Raw genomic sequence first — 24,722 nt, 5'->3', positions numbered from 1 at the left:
ATCAGAGAATCAATTTCCTTGTTATATTTTAATTCCCAGCCAATCCCATTTATTTCAGTTAAATATTGATTCATTTGGTCATTATACCTGGTTTAGTTCTTCTATACTTTTTATCAGCTTTACAATCTTTCTTTCGTTTTTATTTTCAGCTTTAACCATAATTTTATAAAAAGGAATTGTTATCATCATAGTGATTGGCAAAATTATAAATAACAATTCATTAGGTAAATCAATATATCCAATCCCTAATATGTTTCCTAGGTTTGTGTCTTTGTTATTGAAATAAGTGTAAATGACTAAAGGAGATAACATGAATCCCACACCCAACACAGTATTTCTGAGGTTAATTCTGTTTATAGCTTTGAGTTTGCTATTAATCGACTTTAAATAATCGTAGCAGTTGGTATTATACTCTATTTTTTTTAATGATAAGAATTGCTTCCTACCGGTATAAAAATATAATAGACAGAATAGAGAAGGCGTGATAGACCACCAAAAACTAATATTGACTGATACCATTACAATTGGAATTAAAATACTCAGAATGATTAAAAAATATAAACTATTCTGAAAGTTGCTGAATAGCTTTTCAACAATATGTTTTGATTTTTGATTATATAGTATTGTTATCTGAGGAACTGCAAGTTCAGGTTTTTTGAGAAAACCTTCTTTCCAAGTTGTTTCAATTGTTTTTTCCATCTAATAGTTTTTTTAATCTGTTTTTAATTCGTTTTATCTTTACTCCTATATTATTGGTATTAGTCCCGATTACCTTAGCTATTTCTTGATAAGATAGTTCATCCAAATAGAGTAAGATAATGGCTCGGTCTACTTCTGAGAGTTTTCTGATAGCATCATAAAGTTGATTTAGAGATTTATCAGAAAAGACATTGTTCTCTTCGGTGCTTTCCTGATCTATAGCATTAGGGTAGAAAGATCGTTCCTTTCTTTTCCTTTCTTTTTTTGCCAAGGTCATACAAACATTTAGAGACAGGCGATAAATCCAAGTAGACCAATTAGATTTACCTTTAAAATTATCTTTGCTACGCCAAATCTGTAAACAAACTTCTTGATAGTAATCTTCAAAATCTTCTTGCGAATTACTATATGCCCTGCAAATTTTAATGATGATATTCGCATAAGGAAGAATTGATGTAATATAAAAATCTGTACTCACTAAGAATGTTTTATTTAGTTAGTGATAAAAAATCATATTTATTACACCCTACACATATTTTTATAAAATAACTAAAATAGTAAAGTTTTATCCTTTTAGCTTTTTTATTGATATATAACAACACCGTGATTCATTTTGAGATATGTGATTCTGAGTCATGATATTACTAGAATTGTTTAAGCATTGCTTATAGCTTAGTTTATGGTACATTTTGATGTGTTACATCTTGTTGTAGCATGTTATTTATTCTCCTTTTATTTGTTTTCTAAGATATTTTGCCATCTTATTCATTTCTTTCTCAAACCGATTTTTCACTTCTCTGTTCTGACTAATCCTAAATCTAATTTCATCTTCACCTCCTCCAATTTCATTTAAATGGTCGAAGTCTGTATTTCGCAGTTCAATTAATCTCTGTTTACCAATTTCAAAGTTCTCAAAATCATCTAGGCTACTCATTAGGTTTTTATAATGACTTTCTTCAATTAACAAAGCATTCTTTTCTAACGATTCTCTTGTCGATTTGAGTTGAATCGAAAATTTTTTTAATCTTTCTTTTGAGGCTACTTCCCATAAGTCGGCTCCGTTAAGCTTTAAATCACATAAGCTTTGCCATAAGTCGTTATAGATTTGAAACTGATTTTCTCTATACTTTAGAAACAAGATCTTAGATTTTTCTAATTCGATTTTGGTGGATTCAAGTTCTGATTGATATTTCTGTCTTAAAATTTCTAATTTCTCATTCTGAAAGGCTTTTTGAGTTTCTAATTCGGTTAGAAAATTACTTTTAAGAGTTTCTAGTTCTAGAGAATATTTAGCACTGTCTTTTGCTAAAAGTTTTTTTGCAAATAAATTTCCAAACCATTTAGATAACCCTAAAATAATTGCACCCGCTCCTCCAAGACTTAGGACAGATGCTCCTAAAATTTGTAATATATTTTCCATATTTCACTAGTGCTTTTTACAATGTTTAATGTATGGTTTCGAAGTGGGAAAGCAAAAAGTTATAGTTCACATTGTCCTAAAGATAGCAAACATGTACGAAATCCTGTAGAAATTTTCGCTGTTATGAACTTATACTTGTTGTCGTGGTTTTTGTCTATAGAATAAACTATTGGCTTTACACTTATTCTATAGGAGAAATTGTTGGTGGTGGTTATCAGTAATAATAGCTACAAATCCATGAATCTAGCAAAATTCTTATTATTCAGAATCTCTTCATATACTTGCTTTGCTTTCATATTGGTTTTAAATGGGTCTTGTTGATATATTTTTGAATATATTTCATCAGTAGTAATGGCGGTTTCATCTAATTTACTTTCGACATGCTCAAAAATTTTATTTTTATAATTTGATAGCCATTTTGGATTTTCAGGATTAACGATACCCAACTCAATAAACTTTTTGGTTTTATTTCTGCATCTACAAGGATTATTTTCGTTTACTAAACCACATTTTTTATGCATCCATTGGTGTAAATCTTTACGCGTTCTAGAAAGTTTTTTTCTAAAATTAACTGGGGTAATATCAAAAATTTCGGAAGCTAGATTATGATCTATTTTAAAAATTTCTCCGACTATATATATTAATCGCTGACCTCTATCCAAGCACATAAGCATGCCGGCAGTACAAGCAATTCTTGCCTCTTGAATGGATTGCCCCATAACTTCATTTGTATTCTCTTCCTCGGCAATAAAGATATCTGGGACCGAATCCATAAACCCAAAAAATTTAGTGAATGTTAGCTCTTTTTTTTCTGGAGCACTTTTCTTTAAGTTTAAAATATGATTGAATGTAATTCTATAAAGCCATGTTCTAAAACGAGATTTTGAACTATCGTATTTTGCTAAATTTGTAATCAATTTAATCAATACTTCTTGGGTGGCATCTTCGGCGTCTGTAACATTGTTCAACATTTTTAAAGCAATATTGAAAATGTAATTTTGATGCCTATTTAAAAGTTTATTTAAGCTTTTCTTGTCTCCTTTTTTTGAGTTAGTTATTAATTTTTCATCAGTAGAATCATTATAATTGGCAAGTTTTAAAGGATTTTCCATAAGTAGCGTGTGTGAGTATAAAAATAAGTAAAAGGAGTAAGAATAACTCGCCCCTTTTACCTGTTATTTTATGATGTAGCAACCATTTCTAGTTGTATTAATCCAGATTGTAACAGATCTTTCATTCCATCTTCTAATTCTATATAGAGTTGGTCATCCAATTTTTGTGTAAGATCAAAATTTAGTTTCCAATGCACATAAGTTTCATCGTTTTCGTTTAAAACCTGCATTCTTCCCCATATATTTTTTGTGGGTGTGTCTAAGTTGTGATGGTCTATGATGTATGTAAAGATTTTATCATCTTCGTCGATGGTAATGATAGATTCTGCTATGGTATGTCCTTCTTGAGTTTTGCAGATTCTTTTAGCACCAACACCTTCTCCCGTTAAGTCACAGCTAGCAATAAATGGAAACCATTTGTCCACATTATTTCCAGTTTTTAGAATGTCCCAAATATTGTTGCTGGACGTATTATATTTATGCTTAATTTCTATTGTACAATTCATTTTTATTTATTTTATTGGAAAATACTGTTGAGCAGGAGGTGTAATACGATTTAGACGTAGATATACTAATGTTTGGGCACGATGATGTGCTGTATGTTCTCTCATAAAATCCAAATACGCATATTTAGAATAATCAGGTTTGTTTGGCATAAATATCATGGTTCTCTTTTCTTTCAAGTCATTATCAGACATCCCTTTTACAGTTTTTGTTACGGCGTCAAAAGATGCGCTCACAAACTCTTTTATCTCTGATTTAGTTAATCCTGTTTTTTCAAAATCGGATGGAGGAGCTACTGGTGGCTGATCATTTAAAAAAATACTGTTCATGCCTTGAAGAATACCACCTAGATGTTTAAACTGTTGTGCAAATGTTCTTACACTGTCTACCTTTACAGGTTTGTAATTAAATTTGCTAGAAGGCATAGCATCAATTACTTGCAAAGTATAGGTTTTGGAAACTTGCCATGTAGCAAGAAAATTTTCCTTTCTCTCTGATGATTTTTTTTCACTTACTTCAGTGAAATAGCAATTTTCTTTAGTGTTAGAATTACCTTTTTCTTTTGCGGTAGTAAAAGAGTACATCATAATACTCAAACCTATAAGTAATATTAGAGCAGTTGAAAACCTTAGTTTTACTATTACATTCTTCATTTTTATTTATTTTTAATTAATATATACTGTTTGTACAATTAGAATTGCCATGTGTGACGGTTAACTATTATTTTTTTAATCGAATATGAGTTGTGCCATAGCCATTATCCCAGGTGCCTTGAGCTTCTCCATTTTTTTCAAATATTAAATTTTGCTCTCCATAAAATCGATTATCGTTCGTTTTATAAAAACCATCAAAACGGTTTTTGCTGGCATTGTATTTACCAGTTAACACACCAGAATGATCCCCATCTCCTTCCCAAAAGGATTCATAATGGATAATTAAAGTTCCATCTTGTAAAAGTTTGGCATACAGTACTTTTCCTTTACTTGTGGGTGTACAGGAAAAAGAATAGTTGGTTGGAGCTTTTAAAAATGGATCTATATTTGATTTCTTAATGACTTCGTTCATAATTTTTTGTTGTTGATTAGCCAATAGGTTTGCTTCGTTAATAAAAAAACTCATAACTGTATATCCTAGAGCAATACCTAGAGTAACTTTGATAAGTTTTCTTGTTTGTTTTTTATTCATTTTTATTCTTTTATATAGTTGTTATACAACAAAACCTGTTGGGTGTGACAGGTTTTTTAGATAAACTTTATGACTATTATGGTATGTTGTCTTAGTAGGAATTTTTTATAAGAGGAATAAAAAAGATGTAGAATACGGGCTTCAATTTTAGCAGGAAAAGAATAATTGGGCAAGAAAGTTTTTTGTAGGAAGGAGAAGTAAGATATTAGGAGTGAGATGTGAGTTTTTAAAAGAACCATTACCAGAATTAATTTAGTTTTATTTGGTATGGTTAAACTTCACATCTCATTCCTTTTGAAAATCAGTTAACGAATTAGTGATATCTATTAAAAAGGGGTATGACATCTATATACTCACTTTGTTGGAGAAGAAAAAGAAACCTGTGGCGAAAAATCATACCCACTTCCCTGGTTAGTTATTGTCACGTCTGTTACAATCCCATTAGTGATTTCGGCAGTAGCTGTAGCTGTCATTCCGCCATTTGATGGAGCTTCGATGGTAACTACTGGTGGCTCGGTATATCCACAACCTCCTACCAATACACCAATTTCTACTACCACTCCTGCTACCATGGTTGCATAGCCTTGAGCTATAAAATCCCAGGGATAGTGCGAAAATACATAAGCTTGTCCTGTATTGTTAATTGCCGGATCACCAGAGACTGCTTTTGATGGTAGCTCTGTTACTGCGGTGCTGTGTAATGTATTGTAAATATTAAGAATCCCGTTATTGTATGTAGGATTCGCCTGGGTACCGGCAACAAAACAACGTGATCGATTTGAATCTATTTCTTTACTTACAAAGTCTTTACAATTGGTTACTAAGTTTCCTCCATAAGAAGCGTTTAATTTATGAATAGTAGTACCCAAAATAAATGCATCGGTTAGTCCTAAACCGTAATGATGCATTAAATACCCCGAAGAAATCATACCGGTACGGTCATGCCCACTAGAGCAGTGAATATAATAAATCACAGGGATGGGATTATGGTTCGCATCTTTATACGGCGAATCGGTGTTCATCCAGGTGCTCAGGTTTTTTATCATTTCTACATCTAATGCTGTAGAAGTCTCTGCGGGTTCGACATTCCAATTTGATACTTGTGCTTTCATACCACTTGAGAAGTTTTTTGGGGATGCCGGGTACCATTTTTGATCTACCTGGCTTAATTCTAATGCACCAAAGGTGCCTACTTCGGCAAGTAGTATTGGTAATTCACCATTTATATTATGACCTAAGAATGCAATATCACGAAGAATATATTTTCCCATTTCTGGAAAATTATCTAAGCCCGTTTGTAGTTGATACTTTGTTTTAAGGCAATTATGCAAGGTATGAAAATCAATATCCTGGCACTTTAACCCTGGTTTCAATGGTTCATTCCCACGAAACAACATATTTCCATTTACATTCTTATCGAGTAAAAATACAAGTTCGCTATTTAAATTTGGTAATGTACTGGGCAGGCTAGAAGGATTCTGATCGGTTGGAGATTGAATTGTAATGGTCGAGCCAGTACGTTCACCCTGTCCGCCAGGGAAAATACTGTCGTTATCAGCCGTTTGAGCATCTGTCGACCACAACCAGTTTGTACCACCAGGCTTAAAATAGATGTGGCAATAAGATGGTGGATCAATCGGCTTATGTCCTGTTCTGGTTACCGGTTTATATTGAGTTTCGATTAAAGCATACACAAATTCTCCGTTCGAATAGACGGTAAAATTTTCATTAGGATTCTTATTACCGATTGTACCTGTATTGAATGTTTTGGTGCTTTCGGTGTTACTAAATGAAGCTCCCTTAGAAATAAGTGTGATAGTAACCTGGCTGGTTCCTGGTTTAAGGTCATAGGCTTGTTGGTAAGCATATGAAGTGATGCTGGCAGACTTGTTTTCTTGTGTAATAGACATAGTGATAGTTATTTAAAAATTAAGGTTTTAAGCTGTGCTACGTAATAGTCATAAAACATATTTACGTTAATGCTTGATGCGATCTCGATAGTAGATTCAAGCGGTTCTATATCCGAAATAAACTCAACTTTCATCGTTCCTTGCTTTACGGGGTCGGGGGAGGTATCTACTTCAACAAAAGCATTTTTAAAGGTGAACAGATCGGGCTTGCCAAGAAAAGATGTTGCTGCGGTATCCCAAAAGCTAAACCCATATTGAAAAGCTACTAATGCATACATTTGTGCAGCAAGTGATAGAGCAGGGAAGGTGTTGCTTTCTGGTAAAAAATACTTTCGGATAATTTCTCCGGATAGTGTAACGCTATTGGTAACATTAAGAGGAAACATTTTGATGTTAATACCCGAATTTAGTACTTCTTGAGTTGCTTGTGGATCCCAGTACACATTCCATTCTGCATTAGGGTTTGCTCCTGGAGCTATTCCGGTATCAATATTTCCAAAGGGTGTTTCTTTTGTAATATAAACTCCTCCCATCCAAACTATTTCTGAAACTTTACCTGCAAAATTTGGATCGTTCTTTAGTGCATTGGCGATATCGGTGACCGGAGAAAGGCAAAGCAAGGTTACAGGTGAGTTATTATTTTCGCGATATACTGTATCAACCATAGTCTCCAGAGGAAAGTCCATTTGAGGTTCTGGGACGACTACATTCTCTTTGTATTGATTCACCACAGGGAAAAGATCTACCATTAGAGAGTATTGGCGATATGTCCAGGGAAATGGATTCCACCCTCTTGCACCCGATACAGCTACATGTACATCCTTAATGTTGATGAGGTCGAGAAGTTTACTGCTAACTTTTGCGGTTGGATAGCCCTGGCAGTCGGCATTAAGTACCATGATTCCTTTGATACTAATATTAGGCATTGATGCGGCAAAAAGAATTGACATTAATTCATCTGTAGCTCCGTCGTGAATAATAATTGTGTTTTTAGTTTGTGTCATGTTTCTTCATTTACTGTTGTTAAATCGAAATTTGTATAATTATTCTTAATTCGTTCTGAGCCTTCGATACGTCTATTTTTAGTTTATCGAAGGGCTCAGAATAGGATCTGTGGGGGGATTGCTATAGTTATATAATGAATATATATCCTTTATACTTATTGTATATGTATTTGCACGTTTCTTCGTATTGCGATACTTATGTATGGCAGCACTTTTTTTAGTCTTTTAAAGTTACCACTACCTTTTTTAAATGGGTTACGGGAAACCACATGATAGCAGGAGGAAATTTTTTGTATATAGAAAGTAGGCGTTGGGTGTGAGGTATGAGATGTTGGATTTTAGGTGTGAGGGTTTTAGAAGTGTTATTATTGCAGTTAGTTAGGTGTTGTTATGGGTACTTATTTTGTTAATTAATCCTGTAAAAATGAAACCATGAAACGGGTATACTGCATACCAGTATAATCTACCTGCCAAGCCTAAAGGTCTAAATGTTGCAGTTTGGATCACATCGTTATCTACTATTTTAAATTCGAGCCATGCTTCTCCCGGGAGTTTCATTTCTGCAAAAAGTAACAATCTTCCTTCTTGTTTATTCGCATAAAGCACTCGCCAGAAGTCTAATGAGTCTCCTACAGATATAGTAGATTGATTGGTGCGGCCTCTTCTTAGTCCGACCCCTCCAAATAATTTGTCTAAAAAACCACGAATTCTCCAAAGCCAATTCCCGTAATACCATCCATTCTCGCCTCCAATACTCCAGATTTTCTCTAGTGATGATTCGTAGTTTTTAATTTGTCGAATACGTTTGTCTTTAAAACATCCAAATTCTGGAACTGCTATAAACTCTGATATGTTACTGGTTATCTCGCTACTAGCATAAGAATCTTTCCAGCTAGAAGCAATCTCATTATTCTTAATATTATCAAATGCTCTTAATAGAGCTTCTTTGTAGGATATGGGGTGTATGTTTAGTAGGGTATTGATTTCATGATCTCTACATACAACTTCGACTTTCATGCTATCGACCAGGGATCTAGCCAGTTTGTATGAAGTAGAGGTTACAAAATATAACCAATACGAAGAAAGTCTCGGGGTCATTACAGGAACAGTCCAGATTCTTCTTTTTAAATTTCGAACTTTAGCAAAACCAAGAAGCATTTCTTTATACGATAGAATATCATCACAGCCAATATCAAAATCCCTGTTGTAGGTTTTCTCTTTAAGGATACATTCGATTAAAAAACGTTGTACATCTGCAATCCCTATGGGTTGACATTTGGTAAGAAGCCATTTTGGTGTAATCATAATAGGAAGCTTTTCTACCAAATCACGCATAATCTCAAAGGATGCACTGCCAGAGCCAACAATGATTCCGGCTCTGAAACACGTTAGGTTGTAATTGCCTTTTCCTAGTTCTTCTTCAACGGTTTTTCTTGATAACAGATGTTTAGATAGGTTAGATTCATTAACGATACCACTTAAGTATATCACTTGTTTGACAGTTGTATTAGATAGCGCATTTCTAAAATTGACAGCAGATTTTTGTTCTAATGATTTGTAATTGTCAGATGTCGACATCGAGTGCACCAGATAATAGGCTACATCAATATCATCAGGGATTTTTGAGAGCGAAGGAGCATCTAACAAATCAATTTCTAGTACAGAAATACTTGCGCTTAACGACTGGGGAGGATGAAATCTAGAGGTATCCCTAACGCAACATACCACATGATATCCTTTATTTACTAATAAAGGGAGAATTCGTTTACCGATGTAGCCTGTAGCACCTGTTAGGAGTATTTTCATGTATTTAATAGAACTTCTATTGGTAAATATACTTTTTATACTTGTGTGTATTACGTACTTATTTATAAATCAATACTTCTTTTCTTATACTATCCAGAATGTTGTATTTACAATACAGTGATATACGTGATGTAGGTTAAAAAAAGTAATTGAATAACATTAATAAGTAACGCCATTTTAACGATCAGATGCTTTCTTTTTAAGCCTTTTTCTAAATCATTGATTTGACTTTTGATATCTTGTTTTACATCCTCTTTTTTATGGTTATTCGCGATGCCGTTAAAAAACGAAAAAGATTTTTTAGAAGAATTTAAATGTGGGGTGATGGTGTATACCGTAATAAGTATCGAAAAAATCGAAAAAAGAAGTATTAAACTTGTGATCACTTTTAGCGGAGAAAGATGCAATGGAGAGACTAATGTTGCTAATTCTCCTATGAGGGTTATGATGCTAACAATAATGAATATGTTAAGGACTAAAATAAGTATTCCTTTGATATTAATTTCGGTATCATGCCCATCAAACTGTTCTATAGTTTTTGTTTTTTTTTCGTAGCCCATTTTACAATTTATTAGTTGTGATTAGCTAAATAAGGATGTTTTAAATGCGATTAGATAAAGCTATTAGTGTAACAATATCTTAGTATCTCTTTTATAAAAGTACAACTACCTTTTGTAAAAAAGTTACGGGAAACCTCATGATGAGGGGATTTGTTTTTATCTAGACGGTGAATTCCAGTCCCTGTCTTCAACAGGATAACAAATTGTAGTAGGTAAATTGCTGAATTAACAAGCACAATAAAAAACACCTCAATTAACTAGAGGTAGAGCTTAGTTAGAGTTGTCAGTAATCATAGTAAAGATGTTCTTTTATGATTTTTGAATAATTCGTTACCTCTAATGGTATATGACTTATGGTTTTATACGATTGTTTTATTGTTTAGGTTAAGTTTTTTAAGCTCTTCATTATACCACTTATCAATGTTTAATTTTGCTAAATATGCTTGTTTTTTAGCGATATCATCGAGAAGAGATTCGTTACTTTTTAACTCAGCATCTAGTTTTTGCTGTTCTACTTGTAAAAGCATTTCCCCTTCTAATTTTGATACTTCTTTTATTTTTTCAAGCGTGGTATTAACTTTTGAGTTCATTATAGAAATTGCTTCTTGTTGATTGATAAAATATTCATACTCTATTCGATCTAATATTTCATCATATGGGCCTCTTTTGGTAAGTAATTTCACTATAACAGGGGCAGTTTCTAATGAGATAAAAAGCAATGTAATTAATAAACTTGACCAATAAGCAGAATTTTTCTTTCCTGCTGGTGTTTTTTCTCCGGTGATATTACTCAATGCTTCAAGTCTTGAAAGTAAATCGGTACTAGCACGAACTTTTAATTTCCATTCGGCTAAGTCGCTAGCATAACTGCTATTCTTATTACTTATTTGTTCTAATATTGGTTTTCTATTGGCATCATAAGTAGTAGTTATTTTGTCTATATTGCTTTTAAAATTACCTTCGATCTTTTGCAATTCTTCCTTGATCGTTTTCTTTTCAGAATAAAGCTCTTTTTTCCTTTTATTTAAAAATTTATTTTCTGCTACTTTGATCTTAGCAGTATTATTCTTTGCCCAATATTTGTAAGATTCTCTTTTGGTATATGGTGTGCCGTCGGTATTATATTTGGTTATATTTCGATACCCTGTAGCCAAATATTTATTTTTTTTTATGATGCCTTTATTACGCTCAACAGTACTGTCAATAGTTTTAATTTCAGTGTCTATATTATTATTGGTGTCTAACTTATTTTGATAAATAGGATTGTTTTTATAGACATCTTGTTTTTCTTTGGTTTCATTATTATTTAATTGATTAATTTTTTGATTAAGATCTGTAATTTCATTTTTAAATTTTGTTTCAAATTCTGATATATCATTTGTTTCGATGCTTCCAAGTTCTTTTTCTACAGTTTTATTGAATAGTCTGAGTTCGATGGGTTTTGAAACCGTTAATGCAATGATTAGAGCAATTATGATTCTTGGTAGTGCCATTAGAAATATATTTAGAGAACTACTGATTTTACTATAGATCATGGATTTTCTCGTAACACTGTCAGTTTCTTTAATGATTGCTGATATTTTTTCAGAATTACTCTTCCTTAAACTCATAACGATATACCGATCTAAGTTATAAATAACAATGCCCCAAAATATTCCGAAAACAGTCGAAACAAATATATTGTCAAAAACAAAATTGAAGGCATATCCACCACTCATCGAAGCCAGTAATGCTGTAAGAAGAATTGTTACTCCAATGCTAATAAATTTATTTGTTTCCTCTGGACAGTACTTTAGAATACTAAAATTGGCACCTGAACTAAAAACCAAAAACTTTTTGATTAGGTTTAATTTAAATGTACTATCTGTTAAGTTGTGCGAATCTAGCTTTGATTTTTTCATATATAGATACTAGTTTATATTTTAAAGTTTGTTGATCAAGTTCTTTTTTTATTCTCTTAATTTCTTTAATTGGAAAAACAATATCCTGTGTATATTGAATTGGTGTATGCAATAACTCATCAATATGTATAGAGTTATTGATATTAATAGAACTTTGATTTATCATATTAAATTTGGGAGTATTGATTTGCAAAACAATATTCTGTTTGAAATGAGGACTTGGTACAGTAAGTGATTTAATAACAGGGGTAGGGAATACCGAAATTGTTAACTCTTCACTTATCGAACCAAAATATCCAACAGCGGTTAACTTTAAAACGGTATTGTCACTAAGATTCAATTGTTTTTTCCCATTTAGAGGTACGGGGCCAATTCCATTATTTAGCAAAACCTGGTAAGCATTTCTAACTTCCCATTTAATATGTATAGGAATTCCTTTTATAAGGGTTTTTCGGTCACTTTCGAATATGTCTATTACTGGAGGAGTTTGTACTGATTTTAAAACATTTTCCCATTCATTATAGGTTGTTCGATGAATAGGGTTGTTATAACCATAGTTTATAGTTTTCTCTAATTGATTATAGATTGAATGTTGTAATGTATTTTGAAGCCACTTTTTTACTGGCTGGTAAATAGATTTATTATTATTATTAAAATAGTTCTCTACATCATTAATATCGGGCCATTTATAGTTAGAAAAGTATTGATTGGTAACTCTTGGACTCAGTTCTGTTAAATAAAATAATGGATGTGTTGTTGTCAATATATAGTGAATACCTATAGTTACCGACCATAAATCAGAAAGTAGATTCACTTTTACTTTTTGTAATCCAGTTGAACTTGTTTGCTTTAGTTGTTCCCATATTTCGGGTGCTATCCAATCATTTGGAGATCCCCAAACGTTAGGTTCGTCATTAAGATTTTCTGTGATTGCACCGCTATCAAAATCAATTATTGCACATTCATTTGTAGAAGTATTAATAAATAAAGCTTCTGGTTTTAAATCTGCATGTATGAAAAACATTTTTTGCAAAACTTTGAAACCAGATGCTAGATGATAGGCTATTAGCATTTTCTTATCAATACTTAATTTTTGATAAGAGGAAAGAAGGTTTGGGTTTTCTAGAGTATCAATAAATTCGTTAAAACCTATCTTTTTTAAGTTAGTTGATGAAAAACCTCTTACTTTTTTACCATTTAGGTTACCTATAAAACTAAACTGGGGAATCCCTTTTAAAGAAGGATATTCATCTGTAATTAGATTTTTGAGTGTTGCATTTTCAGATGATAGTTTGTTTTGAAATTTTTGAATTGTTTCAAAATTATGATCTTGTTTATTGTTTTTATCTTCTTTAAAAATTTTTATTACTTGAGGAAGTAAAATAGATCTGTTATTGATCGAGATACATAAATAAACAGCACCAAAAGCTCCTTCAGCAATTGGATTGTTGTCAATTTCAATTGTAGTTACTTGCGAAAATTCGTTATGAATATTTGTAGAAAGAAAACTATGTACTTTGATTTTTTTCATTCTTTAATTTTTGATACTCTACCGCTTTTTTAGAATATAGTATACCATAAGTTGTATCATCATCTAACAATTTCTTCTCTTTAATTAAATCAGTATAAGAATTGAGTGTATTATTCAAATGCTCATTGCTAAGATTCTCACTTTCTGCAAATTCTTTTAAGCTATTAAAGAGGAGCTCTATTTTCTTTTCTCCTCCAATCCACAAGCCACCTTCCCCATCTTTAGCCACAGGGATATGATCATTACTATATAAACCATCTGTTGATGCAATTAGAACATCTCCGAATAGAGAATTATCCTTAATAATAGTTACTACACTTGGTTCTATTTGTTCAGAAGTAGATTCTAAAGCAAAAAACTTATATAAGGCCTCTTTCCCTCCTTCATCAACTGTATGTGGATTTAGCACATTCAAAGCATTCCAAGGAAGGTATCTTTGCTGATTAATAAGTGTTGGGTAGTTTCCTCTTAAATGCCAAACTGAACCATTTCCGATATAAGCAATAACGAATTTATGTTCAAATTCGATGATACAGATAAGAGTTGTTCCATATGCTTTATTTGCATCTATTTCGTGTAACTCATTAGTTTCTAGGTTAAATTCTTTTTTTAGACTATTAGAAACATTGTTGAAGAAAAGATTAAAATCTAAGCCTTGTAGAGATTTACACTCTTCTAATAACCTGGTTAATGTATTAACACAAAATTTTGCACCTAATTCAGGTTTGTAATGAGAACCAATACCATCACCAAGTACAATTCCTTTCATATTTAATGTTTCATTCTGAAAACAAGAAATATAATCTTCATTGACTTTTTTTTCTGTAATGGTATTAATCGATAATAATGAACCGTTACCATCCATATTAACCAATTTTTCCAATTCCAGATGATTGACTAATTGAGCGTTCAAAAAACTTTCTTAGAGTTTCTCCATCATAGACCGTAGCATAATAAGAGACTGGATTTGTTGCGACTTCCTGCATTAAATTTTTAGTCTCATTAGCTTCGTTATCATTGTTTCCAACTTCAGCCAAATATGCACAAGCAATGTCAATATTGTCGCTTTGTTTAATATCTGTTGCTATAGTTTTAGTTATATCTGGTTCAAAACACATCCCGTCTGACATTAATAGTATAACAACACTATGCTTTACTCCATCTATTGGCGCATTATTTAAAAAATCATCTGCAATTTTTTTAGCTTCAGTTAATCCATCAAAAATATGTGTTCCTCCACCTTTCGTATCCATAGGATTAAAATCTTCATTAAAATAGTCTAAATCCTTAAAAAGTGTGGGATGTAATGAAGTTGAAGCAGAAGTGTCGAACTTAATACAGGCAAAAGAGAAATTATTTTTCACTCTACTTGCATCAAACCTAGAAAACATTTCTTTCATTCCTAGTTCTACTTCTTGAGCTTTTGTTAACCCTTGTCTTCCTGTTCCTGCCATTGAACCACTGCCATCCAATACTAAAATCCCAAGTTGATGAAATGTCTGTGGTACTTCTGGTTTGTCAATTATTAACCCTGTCTCTTCCATGATTATATTTTATTTAGTTTTAATTGTTTCTATTCTAGTTACGAATCATACGATCTGTTATGATTGCTTACTTATTACTATTAGGTAAAACATTAAATATAGATTTAGCTTTTTAACTTATTATTGAAATTTTTAATTTTGAGGATTTAAGAGTCAGATAGGTAATAACAACTCCTGTCAAGAGGAAAGTAATTTTGGAGATTAAAAACTTTAATATTTCTTGATTCATTTTGAGTTATTTGTACTTACTGATAATGATATAATGACAATTACTATGGTATTAATTACATGTTTTTAATACTCTAAAACTACCTCTACCTTTTTTAATATAAATGTGGAAAACCGCATGTTAGGAAAAAAGTTTTAATACATGTGAATCCCAGGTCAATTTTGGGGTTATGAATTTTTGAGAAGGTAAGAGTAATCCGTTTTCGACGTAACTGGTTTCCATTATCGTTAAACAAGCCACTCTAACTAACGAATATGTGTAATCAAAAACGTGTTATACTATGGTTATGGAAGAGCTAATTCACAAGAAAATGCTGCATCACAACTTGTCTTGAGGTGGAGGAATTTTTGAAGAGTAGTATAGGAAAAATGCATTTCGAGAAGCTTAGTAGGACTATCAAGATATATTTAAAAAAGAAAGGATGATTGGTTTTTGAGATACCTTAATTTCTTATTTGTGTCAATTCATTTTCTAATACTGTTTTGATTTCTGTTTGATTAGTATTTAAAGTTGTGATTAGCAGGTTATTGTTTTCATACCTATCAGAGGTTAAATCATACATTTCTTGATCTCCGTTAGCATTAACAAACAACTTATATTGACCATCACTTATAGTCCATACATTGGTGATGCCATCATCGACTTCGGCATATTGAAAATCACGATGAGAAGATGTTGCCGATAATAAAGGAGCAAAACTTTTACTATCGTTTATCTCGGTAATAGAGACTCCTGCTATATCTGCAATTGTAGCATACAAATCGGTTCCTGTAATCAAGTTATCATCACTTTCTCCGATTCTACTTATCGTTGCTCCTGATACAAACAGAGGCGTATTGATACCGCCCTGATATAAGGAACCTTTTGCTGTAGTATTCGAAAAAGGAGATTGTGCGACCTGGTTTGGAGTGCCATTATCACCAATAAAAATGATTACTGTATTTTCTATTTCATCTTCAGGAACAGCGTCCAGAAGACGTCCTATTTGATGATCCATAGTTTCTATCGCTGCCAAATAATATGGTAATGCATTCATACCTTGCGTATAATTAGGTAGGATTCCTTGAGAATGCATCTCAGACGGAGGTGTATGGAAAGGAGTATGAGGAGCAGTATAAGCCAACCATAAAAACCAGGGCTTTTTTTGAGAACCTATCCAGTCTATCGATAAGTCCGTGAATTTTTCTGTTATATAATCGGTTTGGTTTATTTGTTGCCCATTTTCGGTAAGCACCCATTGGCTATAACTTTGAACGCCTCCACCAAGCAATCCGGCATAATAGTCCATTCCGAAATTTTCTGGATTAACCCCCAAAGTTCTATTACCAGACAAGTGCCACTTGCCAATAAGTGCAGTAGCATATGTATCATTAGTTTGTTGTTTGATGTAGTTATGCAAAATGGTTTCTGTGCTGCTAAGGTTGTCATTAACCGCTGTAACACCCGTACGATACCCATATTTTCCTGTAATGATAGAAGCTCTGGTAGGCGAACAGGTAGGATATACCCAACAGTTATTAAAGGTTATTCCCGAACTTTTTATGTTGTTTATATGAGGTGTATTGGGTTTGATATTTCCTTCTGAAAATCCAAACGTGGCGTCTTTTCCCATGTCATCTGCTATTATCAACAAAATATTAGGAGAGTTTGAAGAGGGCTGTATTATTTCTTCTATACCTTCTACATCTTGAGAGTCAACCTCATTCTTATCACATCCTGATAATGGGATTAAACAGATCACGATAAAAAAACTAATCTTTTCTATAAAACTCTTCATTATGTATAAATTTTGGTTGACAACTTATTAGACTTACAATTGCGTCGAAAGTTTAATGGATTCAGAATAAATTAACGGCTGGAATCCATTTTCAGAAATGTGATTCTGGATTCTGGATCAAGTCCATAATGACAGGATAATTATAGTACAGTACATTATCTGAACCAAAGAGCATGTACCCTGAGCCCTTCGATAAACTCAGGACAAGCACGCCGAAGGGTACATGAAAGACATTCCTTCTGGATCGAGTCGCACATATCATAATAAACCCCTGCACGAATCATCATACAAGGGTTTTATTATAGGTTTATGGTGTGTTTTATTATGCTTCTTCGGGAGAAATAAATTTGTATACCAGTCCGGCTAAAATAGCTCCTATGATAGGGGCTACCCAAAATAACCATAGTTGCTCTATTGCCCAACCTCCTGCAAATAATGCCTGACTTGTACTTCTGGCAGGATTTACCGAAGTATTGGTTACTGGTATACTTATAAGATGAATAAGGGTTAGTCCTAATCCTATGGCAAGACCTGCAAAACCTTTGGGAGCTTTAGAATGCGTAGCACCCAAAATGATAATCAAAAACATAAATGTCATTACGATTTCGGTTACTAAAGCCGCAAGCATAGAATAGCCACCCGGAGAATGTTCTTCATATCCATTGGCAGCGAATCCACCGATTTCGAATCCTGATTTTCCTGTAGCAATAAGGTATAAAATTCCGGCACCGGCAATACCGCCCAATACCTGAGCAACAATATACGGGAGCAGTTCTTTTTTGTCAAAACGACCGCCTATCCATAACCCAATAGATACTGCAGGATTAAGATGACAACCCGAAATATGTCCAATGGCATAGGCCATGGTTACAACGGTTAAACCAAATGCAAGGGCAACCCCCGCAAATCCAATGCCTAACTCTGGGTATGCTGCCGCTAATACAGCACTTCCACACCCACCTAATACTAACCATAGGGTTCCAATAAATTCTGAAATTAATTTTTTCATGTTGTTTATTCTAGTGTTGATGTTAATAATGAGGGTATGAATTATTACTAAGGTACTTATCTTTCTTTTATGCGTTCTATTCTCGTATGATCTTTTCTTTTAATTTTCGGATTAAATGCAGAATAACAGGATAAGGATACTACAATGACTCGACCGAGGTGCTTATACCGTACCCTTCGATACACTCAGGACAGGCCGGCCGAAGTACTATAGTTTCCATTAGTATTACCACAAACTATTCATTAGATCAGACAAGTACTTATTAAAAGAACCCCTTGCTTGATGATTCAAACAAGGGGTTGTTATAGTACAGGGGTATTATCTTATTTCTTAGGATCAAGAATGGCGGTGATACGTTCTGCGATATCCTGCAGGTGATATTGCGTCATCCTATCTGATGTTCTGCCGATGGCATTTCTAACTGCTCTGCGTAGTGTATTTAATTCTGCACGTACTACTGCTCTGATATCACTTTGCGAGGCATTTACATTAGTTCGTACTACAAAGCGTCTTATATTCTCTGGGATCTTAGGTTGCTCTTTGGTCATTAAAAATTCCAAACGATCGATATACGCTCTCTGTAGATTACGGCGATATACATCGATGATACGACCGCTTCGCAATTCGCTCCATAGACCTGATCGCAGTTCGGTCATCATATCGAGTAGGGTATAAGCTTCTTTATTGTTTAAGGCTTCATTCTCGATTAATCGTGCCATACGCCCGTGATCCAATAGATTGTTTAAGGTTCTCACCTGGAAATTACGAATACGCTCTACATTTCCTGCAGATTCTATTTTATCAAAAATAGTCTTGTCGAGTAACCAATTCGGAGTGGTAAACAATTGTTCGTGTAAAAATTTCATGGCACGCTTCTGATTCGCTTTGGTCACATGAGAATATACCGCTCCTTTTTGATCATAGGTTTTATAGTATTCATATACCCCACCAATATTAGAAGATACATGACCCATATATCGATTAAACTGCCCTAATACCTGTCTGTACATAGTACCCAGATCATCATAGTTTTTACCATCTTCGGCAGTCCATGTGATGAGGTTGGGTACAATTCTTTTTAAGTTTTTGATTCCGTAGGTACTGGCCAGTACGGCATCATCACCAAGATCTTCAGTTTGCGAGCTTGGATCAATAACTCCAAACTGTTGTTTCCCGAATCGATACATAGGATCATTTTGATGTTTGAGTATCCAGCTGTCGAGTGTCTTCTTCTCTTCTTCGGCAGTTGGGGTAAGTATTGGTCGATATCCCCATCGTATAGCATGCTTATCATAGATACCAATATTAGGCATTAAGGCGACATCGCCATCTCCCGGTTGAGCAACATAATTAAATCTTGCATAGTCCATTATCGATGGTGCTGTACCATATTTTTTAGTAAACACAGGATCTCTTAGGGACTCTACAGGATAGGCAACACTGCTTCCCATATTATGTGGTAATCCCAAGGTGTGACCTACCTCATGAGCAGATACAAACCGAATTAATCTTCCCATCACTTCATCCTTAAAGGCCACATTTTGTGCCTCTGGATTGATTGCTGCGGTTTGTACAAAAAACCAATTGCGTAATAAGGTCATTACATTATGATACCAGTTGATATCACTTTCCAGGATCTCTCCCGATCTGGGATCACTCACATGAGGTCCATTGGCATTTGGGATAGGAGAGGCCAGGTAGCGCACTACAGAGTAGCGCACATCCTCTGGGCTCCAATCGGGATCTTCTTCTACTGTGGGAGGGTCTTTGGCGATAATAGCGTCTTTAAACCCAGCCTCTTCGAAGGCAACCTGCCAGTCTTCGATCCCTTGCTTAATATAGGTTCTCCATTTTTTTGGGGTCGCACGGTCGATATAGTATACGATTTGCTTTTTGGGTACTACCAGTTCGCCTCGTTTAAATTTTGCAAGATCTTCATCTTTTACCTCTAACCTCCATCGATCCAGGTAACGTACGGTTTTACTTTCTTGTGCTGCTAATCCATAATCGGTTTGTCCGCGGGCAAACCATCCAACACGCTGGTCAAAATATCGACGTCTCATAGGTGTTTTAGGAAGCAGGATCATAGAATTACTCATTTCTAATGAGATAGATTCTGTACTGGTGTTAGAAGGTGGCTCGGCAGCACTATAGGTTTTTACATGACGAGTTTCAATATTTAATGGGTAACTTCTAATTGTATCGATATACGATCGGGCGGCATCTAACTTTGAAATCTTATACTGCTTTCGTCTACTACCAGGAAATCCTAGAGGTTTTACGTCTGTTTTAAACAGATCGGTAACCTCGATCACTGTTGCATTCTTTACTGCATTAGTAGAATCTTTATAAAATGCTTTAATCGGAAATGCATATAACACCGGTTCGAAATTAGAATTCTCTACAGCTTCATGAATCGGTAAAGAATCTGAAGCAAAGATCTGATGTGATACGACGCGAAGTAATATCTGCTTGTTTTTTCGTTGCCAACGCAATACTTGGGTATTTTGTTTTCCGCCACCAAAACCAATCCCCGTAGCGGTTTTGGCAATACGCGTTACCATAAGCATCTCCCGATTAAACAACGAATCCGGGATCTCATAATAGTATTTACTGTCTATATTATGAACGGTAAATAAACCTTTGTCGGTTTTGGCCTTTTCGGTAATGACTTCGCTATAAGGCTTAATCTTATCTTTGTCTTTGCCAAGTTTTTTGGCATCGGCCGTAGGGGTTTTTCCTTTTTTGGGTTGAAGAACAGAACAACCACTAGTGGTGATTACTACTAAGCATAGAAGCAATCTAAATGTATTTTTGAGCATGTGAAGAATTTTTAATCGGCGGAAGGTAATAAAATAAGCAACCGGCATATGTGAAAGTAAGGTTAAAGGTAGATTGGTAAAGGGTGTAACCTCTGTTAATTGTGAATTTGTTATGAATTTTGTTGTCGTTTATATCTTTAAAAACCTATATCGTACCCTTCGAGAACCTCAGGGTACAGTATAACTTGTCACTCCAGACTTGATCTGGGGTCCACTTTTTGAAATGCGGGATTCTGGATTCCGGATCAAGTTTAGAATTACAGGATATCTATAGTACGGTATATCACATCCGAGCTAATAAACATATACCCTTCGGCGTGCCTGTCCTGAGTTTATCGAAGGGCTCAGGGTACGTTAAAGATATTCTCTCGGGATCGAGTGCGTGTACACTTCGGTACATAGGTCGAAATGCATTTTAAATACTATGCTCAATTAATTAATACTTTATTATGTACTGGTTTTTTAATTCAACAACGCAGGAAGAATATACTTTTCAAATATCTCACGTGATTGATTACCTTTCCTATTCCTATAATTTCCTGCTGTTATCACAACTACGGATTCCAGCGCTGGAACTATAAAAATGAATTGCCCTCCTGCGCCTCGTGCTTCAATAGATATAATTGCTTCTTCATTGATGATATAAGTGTCATGCCACCATAGATAACCATATTCATTTTTATCTCTTCTATCCTGCAATCTTGTATGTTTCTTGAAAGACTCTCTTATCCAATTTTCTGAAATAATTCGTTTGCTATTCCATACACCTTCATTTAGATAAAGTTGCCCAAACTTAAGCATATCCCTTGGGGTTAAATGATACCCACCTCCAAAATAAGGTATGGCTTTTGTATCGTCGGTATTCAATATGTAATTTGTAATTCCCAGAGGTGAGAAAAGCTTATCAGCCATATAAAATTCTAAGGGTACATCTAATCGATTACTTAAATAAACGCCAAGTAAAAATGGGTTTGCAGACCCATAATCGGCATAAGTTCCAGGATCTTTTACCATAGGTGCTTCAAGTACTGTTTTTAACCAATTATTTGATTCTTGGTAGTACTCTTCATATGCTTTGTTATTTACATCTAATCCAGAACTCATCGTCAATAAGTCTTTGATGGTAATTTTGGATTTTAAGGCATCTTTTGTATACTGATATTCTTGAGGGATAAAATCATATAGTTTTTTGTCGACACTCTCTATAATTTTATCATCAATAGCTATACCGATGATGGCAGATGAGATACTCTTTGAGGCAGAACGCATACCATGCGGAATATTAACATTGAAACCTCCAAAATATTTTTCATAAGTGATTTTACCATTTTTTGCAATGAGTACTCCCTCTATTCCGACTAGACTATCGTTACGAATACCTTCTTCCATTTTTTGTAGTACTAATCCATTTTTTGATAACTCCCAGCCGTCATTTATTTGAGAATTCTTATCTATTGAAGCAGTCTTTTTATGCTTTGTGATTTTTTTAAATGATGTTTTTGTAATAAAATTCCCTTCTAGACTAATATTTAATACAACTTCAGAGGGTTTTAATAGCCCTTCAAATTCAAGGCCTGTATTAGAATCTGTAAATGAAATAGAATTATTCTTTTTCTTAAAATTATTGCACCAGAGACTTCCAAGGATTGGATAAGCTCGATATTCATCATCAGATCCACCACCTTCTTTTATCGTTAAACGCAAAGATTGAGGCTGTAGATAATGAATTACTGATAGATTCCATTTCCCTTCAAAGTGGTTTCCTTTTTTATAGAGTTTAGCAGGGTACAAATATCTCTTTGATTTCATAAAACCGTTTATTTCTGATTGCCCGTCATTAACTATTCCACTAAAAATAAGGTTATCACCTAATGCAAGATTGATTCTATTATCAAATTTGAATTTTTTCGTTATAATTTCTTTGTTATTTGAAAGTGTAAAAACGGCATCTTCTTCACTCAGTTTTTTAACGATTATGTCTAGATTAAGGGCGTCTTTGTTCGTTGTTTTTCCTTCCCATTCTCCTATAAAATCTACTATATTTTGTTGAGCACAGCTTGTGAAAAATGAGAAACATAACAAGAGTGATAACGTTAAATTTTTAAACATAATTTAAGTTTTAATTGGGTTCAAAAGTAACATATCGGTATTTACAAAAATTGTATCAGATTAACATTGCTATTTTTTATGTAATTCTTTTCGGTAGAAACTGGGATTCATATTAAAATAGGAGTTAAAGACGCGGTTAAAATGGCTTTGATCAGAAAAACCTGTTTGATATGCAATTTTAGTCAACGAGTTATTTGGGTCGAGCAGTAGAGGTATAGCTTTCTTTAATTTATGTTGCCTTACATACTCTCCAAGACTTGTAGAGAGATATTTTGGGGCTGCCCTTGAGATATGAACGGGATGTACTCCTAGTTGATCCGAAAGGTATTGCAAGCTAAGGTTTGAATTATCGAAATGAAGTAATTCTTTTAGATCATTTATCCAGTTAGGAATATTTTTGAGATTGGTTTCTATTAACCCACTTAATGCTTCACAAATTTGTAATAATAGAACTTCTACTGAAACTTCGCTGTATTGATCAGAGTTTATAAATTCATAATATAATTTTGCAAAAAGAAAATGTACTTGCGGGTTTTGAATTAATAGACTCCCTTCAAGTAAATCCAAATCTATTCCATTAGTATCCAACCATTTTTTTTGAAATTCTAAATGAAAACCATTAGCATTTTTAGAATGTTTAGAGCCATAATGAACTTCTTGCCAATTATTAAACATTAAACTTCCTGATGGGCACAAGGTCTTCACTTTCTTATTACAATCCATCATATGACCATTTAGAACATACCAGAAATATGGGTTTTCGTGGTAGTGCCAGTCTGTTCTATCTTTTTTATAATCGTATTGCGATAGCAGAATCCCACCAAATGATTTTTCAGAATCCTTTATTCCATAATATTTTCCCTTAGTTAATATCTTCATTCTAAGTCGGGCTTGTGCATTACGTTTAATATTTATGTCGTAACAGAGTAAAGTTACAAAACCATAGACAAATCTGTGTTTTTATATAATATAGCGCTCACATTTATCATTTTATGTAGGCGCTGAGTATTGTGTTACACGGATTGCAAATGCACGTTGTCGTTTTTTTTGGTTTGTTATTATTAATGTGAATAGGGGATAGATAGGCGATCCCAATCCAAATTGGTAATTGCATTGAGATTTTCTCTGCTAATAGGTAAAGCATAATTATTCTGAAACCAAACAATTACTAGTGTTGAACTATTTTCTAGATCATTAATTTCTTCATATCTAAACCAACCAATACATACGATTTTGGGTAATTCTTGATGCCTTTCTCCCTTTTTATTGATCCATTCTGATTTGATTTCTTGTTTAGGTTCTATAACATGAACAGGTATTTTTTTCCACCTTTTTCTCAAATCTGTTTTTATCCTTTCTATTTCTCTGTTATTATAACTTTGAGTAGGAACACCTTCTACTAACCTATCATAAATCTCCCACTGCGTTAATCGGAAAAGTCCAGCCTTTCTATTATTTGAGATTTTGAATTTCATAGAGGATATGATATCGCCAAGTATACGAATCGAAGTAATTAAATATATCTAGACATGTATTGCATGAATTACAAATATACGTTGTCTGAATCAAGTAGAATGCTTTTGAGGGTGTATACATCTCG

The 24,722-nt window shown here is 33.7% G+C and carries 21 protein-coding genes; all 21 read right to left on the bottom strand.

Features of this window, described 5'->3' with window-relative positions; translation table 11 throughout:
- Window positions 1–81 precede the first annotated feature (81 nt).
- Complete coding sequence (locus tag NNL09_RS02185) at window positions 82–699, bottom strand: hypothetical protein (RefSeq protein ID WP_025667099.1); 618 nt, start codon at window positions 697–699, stop codon at window positions 82–84.
- On the bottom strand, window positions 683–1,177 hold the full coding sequence (locus NNL09_RS02180) for an RNA polymerase sigma factor (protein WP_196908974.1): 495 nt from the start codon (window positions 1,175–1,177) through the stop codon (window positions 683–685). The genes NNL09_RS02185 and NNL09_RS02180 overlap by 17 nt, the downstream gene beginning before the upstream one ends.
- A 243-nt stretch (window positions 1,178–1,420) precedes the next feature.
- Window positions 1,421–2,119, bottom strand: a complete 699-nt coding sequence (locus NNL09_RS02175; RefSeq protein ID WP_025667097.1) for a hypothetical protein — start codon at window positions 2,117–2,119, stop codon at window positions 1,421–1,423.
- A gap of 227 nt (window positions 2,120–2,346) precedes the next feature.
- On the bottom strand, window positions 2,347–3,231 hold the full coding sequence (locus NNL09_RS02170) for an RNA polymerase sigma factor (protein WP_196908973.1): 885 nt from the start codon (window positions 3,229–3,231) through the stop codon (window positions 2,347–2,349).
- 68 nt (window positions 3,232–3,299) lie between these two features.
- A complete protein-coding gene (locus NNL09_RS02165; RefSeq protein ID WP_196908972.1) occupies window positions 3,300–3,737 on the bottom strand; it encodes an SRPBCC family protein in 438 nt (145 codons plus the stop codon).
- 6 nt (window positions 3,738–3,743) lie between these two features.
- Window positions 3,744–4,388, bottom strand: coding sequence for a DinB family protein (locus NNL09_RS02160; protein WP_196908971.1), 645 nt, complete (start codon window positions 4,386–4,388; stop codon window positions 3,744–3,746).
- A gap of 67 nt (window positions 4,389–4,455) precedes the next feature.
- Complete coding sequence (locus NNL09_RS02155) at window positions 4,456–4,920, bottom strand: hypothetical protein (RefSeq protein ID WP_025667093.1); 465 nt, start codon at window positions 4,918–4,920, stop codon at window positions 4,456–4,458.
- A 353-nt stretch (window positions 4,921–5,273) separates the two neighbouring features.
- A complete protein-coding gene (locus NNL09_RS02150) occupies window positions 5,274–6,830 on the bottom strand; it encodes a hypothetical protein (RefSeq protein ID WP_196908970.1) in 1,557 nt (518 codons plus the stop codon).
- A gap of 8 nt (window positions 6,831–6,838) precedes the next feature.
- Window positions 6,839–7,834, bottom strand: coding sequence for a nucleoside hydrolase (locus NNL09_RS02145; protein WP_025667091.1), 996 nt, complete (start codon window positions 7,832–7,834; stop codon window positions 6,839–6,841).
- A gap of 378 nt (window positions 7,835–8,212) precedes the next feature.
- Window positions 8,213–9,640: an SDR family oxidoreductase gene (locus NNL09_RS02140; RefSeq protein ID WP_025667090.1), complete on the bottom strand. Its 1,428-nt coding sequence runs from the start codon at window positions 9,638–9,640 to the stop codon at window positions 8,213–8,215.
- A gap of 107 nt (window positions 9,641–9,747) precedes the next feature.
- Window positions 9,748–10,200: a hypothetical protein gene (locus NNL09_RS02135; protein WP_196908969.1), complete on the bottom strand. Its 453-nt coding sequence runs from the start codon at window positions 10,198–10,200 to the stop codon at window positions 9,748–9,750.
- Window positions 10,201–10,559: 359 nt separating this feature from the next.
- Window positions 10,560–12,101 carry a DUF4407 domain-containing protein gene (locus NNL09_RS02130; protein ID WP_196908968.1) on the bottom strand — a complete coding sequence of 514 codons (1,542 nt, stop codon included), beginning with the start codon at window positions 12,099–12,101 and terminating at the stop codon, window positions 10,560–10,562.
- Window positions 12,061–13,632: a protein kinase gene (locus NNL09_RS02125; protein WP_196908967.1), complete on the bottom strand. Its 1,572-nt coding sequence runs from the start codon at window positions 13,630–13,632 to the stop codon at window positions 12,061–12,063. Before NNL09_RS02125 ends, NNL09_RS02130 begins: the two co-directional genes overlap by 41 nt.
- Entirely contained in the window at window positions 13,610–14,497 is an 888-nt protein-coding gene (locus NNL09_RS02120; protein ID WP_196908966.1) for a protein phosphatase 2C domain-containing protein, read from the bottom strand. Before NNL09_RS02120 ends, NNL09_RS02125 begins: the two co-directional genes overlap by 23 nt.
- 1 nt (window position 14,498) lies before the next feature.
- The gene (locus tag NNL09_RS02115; protein WP_196908965.1) at window positions 14,499–15,176 is read right to left on the bottom strand and encodes a VWA domain-containing protein; all 678 of its coding nucleotides are present in this window, start codon (window positions 15,174–15,176) and stop codon (window positions 14,499–14,501) included.
- A 671-nt stretch (window positions 15,177–15,847) separates the two neighbouring features.
- Window positions 15,848–17,182, bottom strand: a complete 1,335-nt coding sequence (locus NNL09_RS02110) for a sulfatase-like hydrolase/transferase (protein WP_196908964.1) — start codon at window positions 17,180–17,182, stop codon at window positions 15,848–15,850.
- Between the two features lie 322 nt (window positions 17,183–17,504).
- Window positions 17,505–18,191 carry an aquaporin Z gene (aqpZ, locus tag NNL09_RS02105; protein WP_024771865.1) on the bottom strand — a complete coding sequence of 229 codons (687 nt, stop codon included), beginning with the start codon at window positions 18,189–18,191 and terminating at the stop codon, window positions 17,505–17,507.
- A 323-nt stretch (window positions 18,192–18,514) separates the two neighbouring features.
- On the bottom strand, window positions 18,515–21,013 hold the full coding sequence (locus NNL09_RS02100; RefSeq protein ID WP_196908963.1) for a zinc-dependent metalloprotease: 2,499 nt from the start codon (window positions 21,011–21,013) through the stop codon (window positions 18,515–18,517).
- Between the two features lie 462 nt (window positions 21,014–21,475).
- On the bottom strand, window positions 21,476–23,122 hold the full coding sequence (locus tag NNL09_RS02095; RefSeq protein WP_196908962.1) for a serine hydrolase: 1,647 nt from the start codon (window positions 23,120–23,122) through the stop codon (window positions 21,476–21,478).
- Between the two features lie 69 nt (window positions 23,123–23,191).
- Entirely contained in the window at window positions 23,192–24,001 is an 810-nt protein-coding gene (locus NNL09_RS02090) for an AraC family transcriptional regulator (protein ID WP_196908961.1), read from the bottom strand.
- Window positions 24,002–24,183: 182 nt separating this feature from the next.
- A complete protein-coding gene (locus tag NNL09_RS02085; protein WP_025667085.1) occupies window positions 24,184–24,597 on the bottom strand; it encodes a hypothetical protein in 414 nt (137 codons plus the stop codon).
- Window positions 24,598–24,722 lie beyond the last annotated feature (125 nt).

The organism is Aquimarina sp. EL_43, from assembly GCF_943422735.1.
In the GTDB taxonomy this organism is placed as follows: Bacteria; Bacteroidota; Bacteroidia; order Flavobacteriales; family Flavobacteriaceae; genus Aquimarina; species Aquimarina megaterium.
The sequence above is the reverse complement of the archived record's forward strand: the minus strand, read 5'-3'. Positions and strand labels throughout refer to the sequence as shown.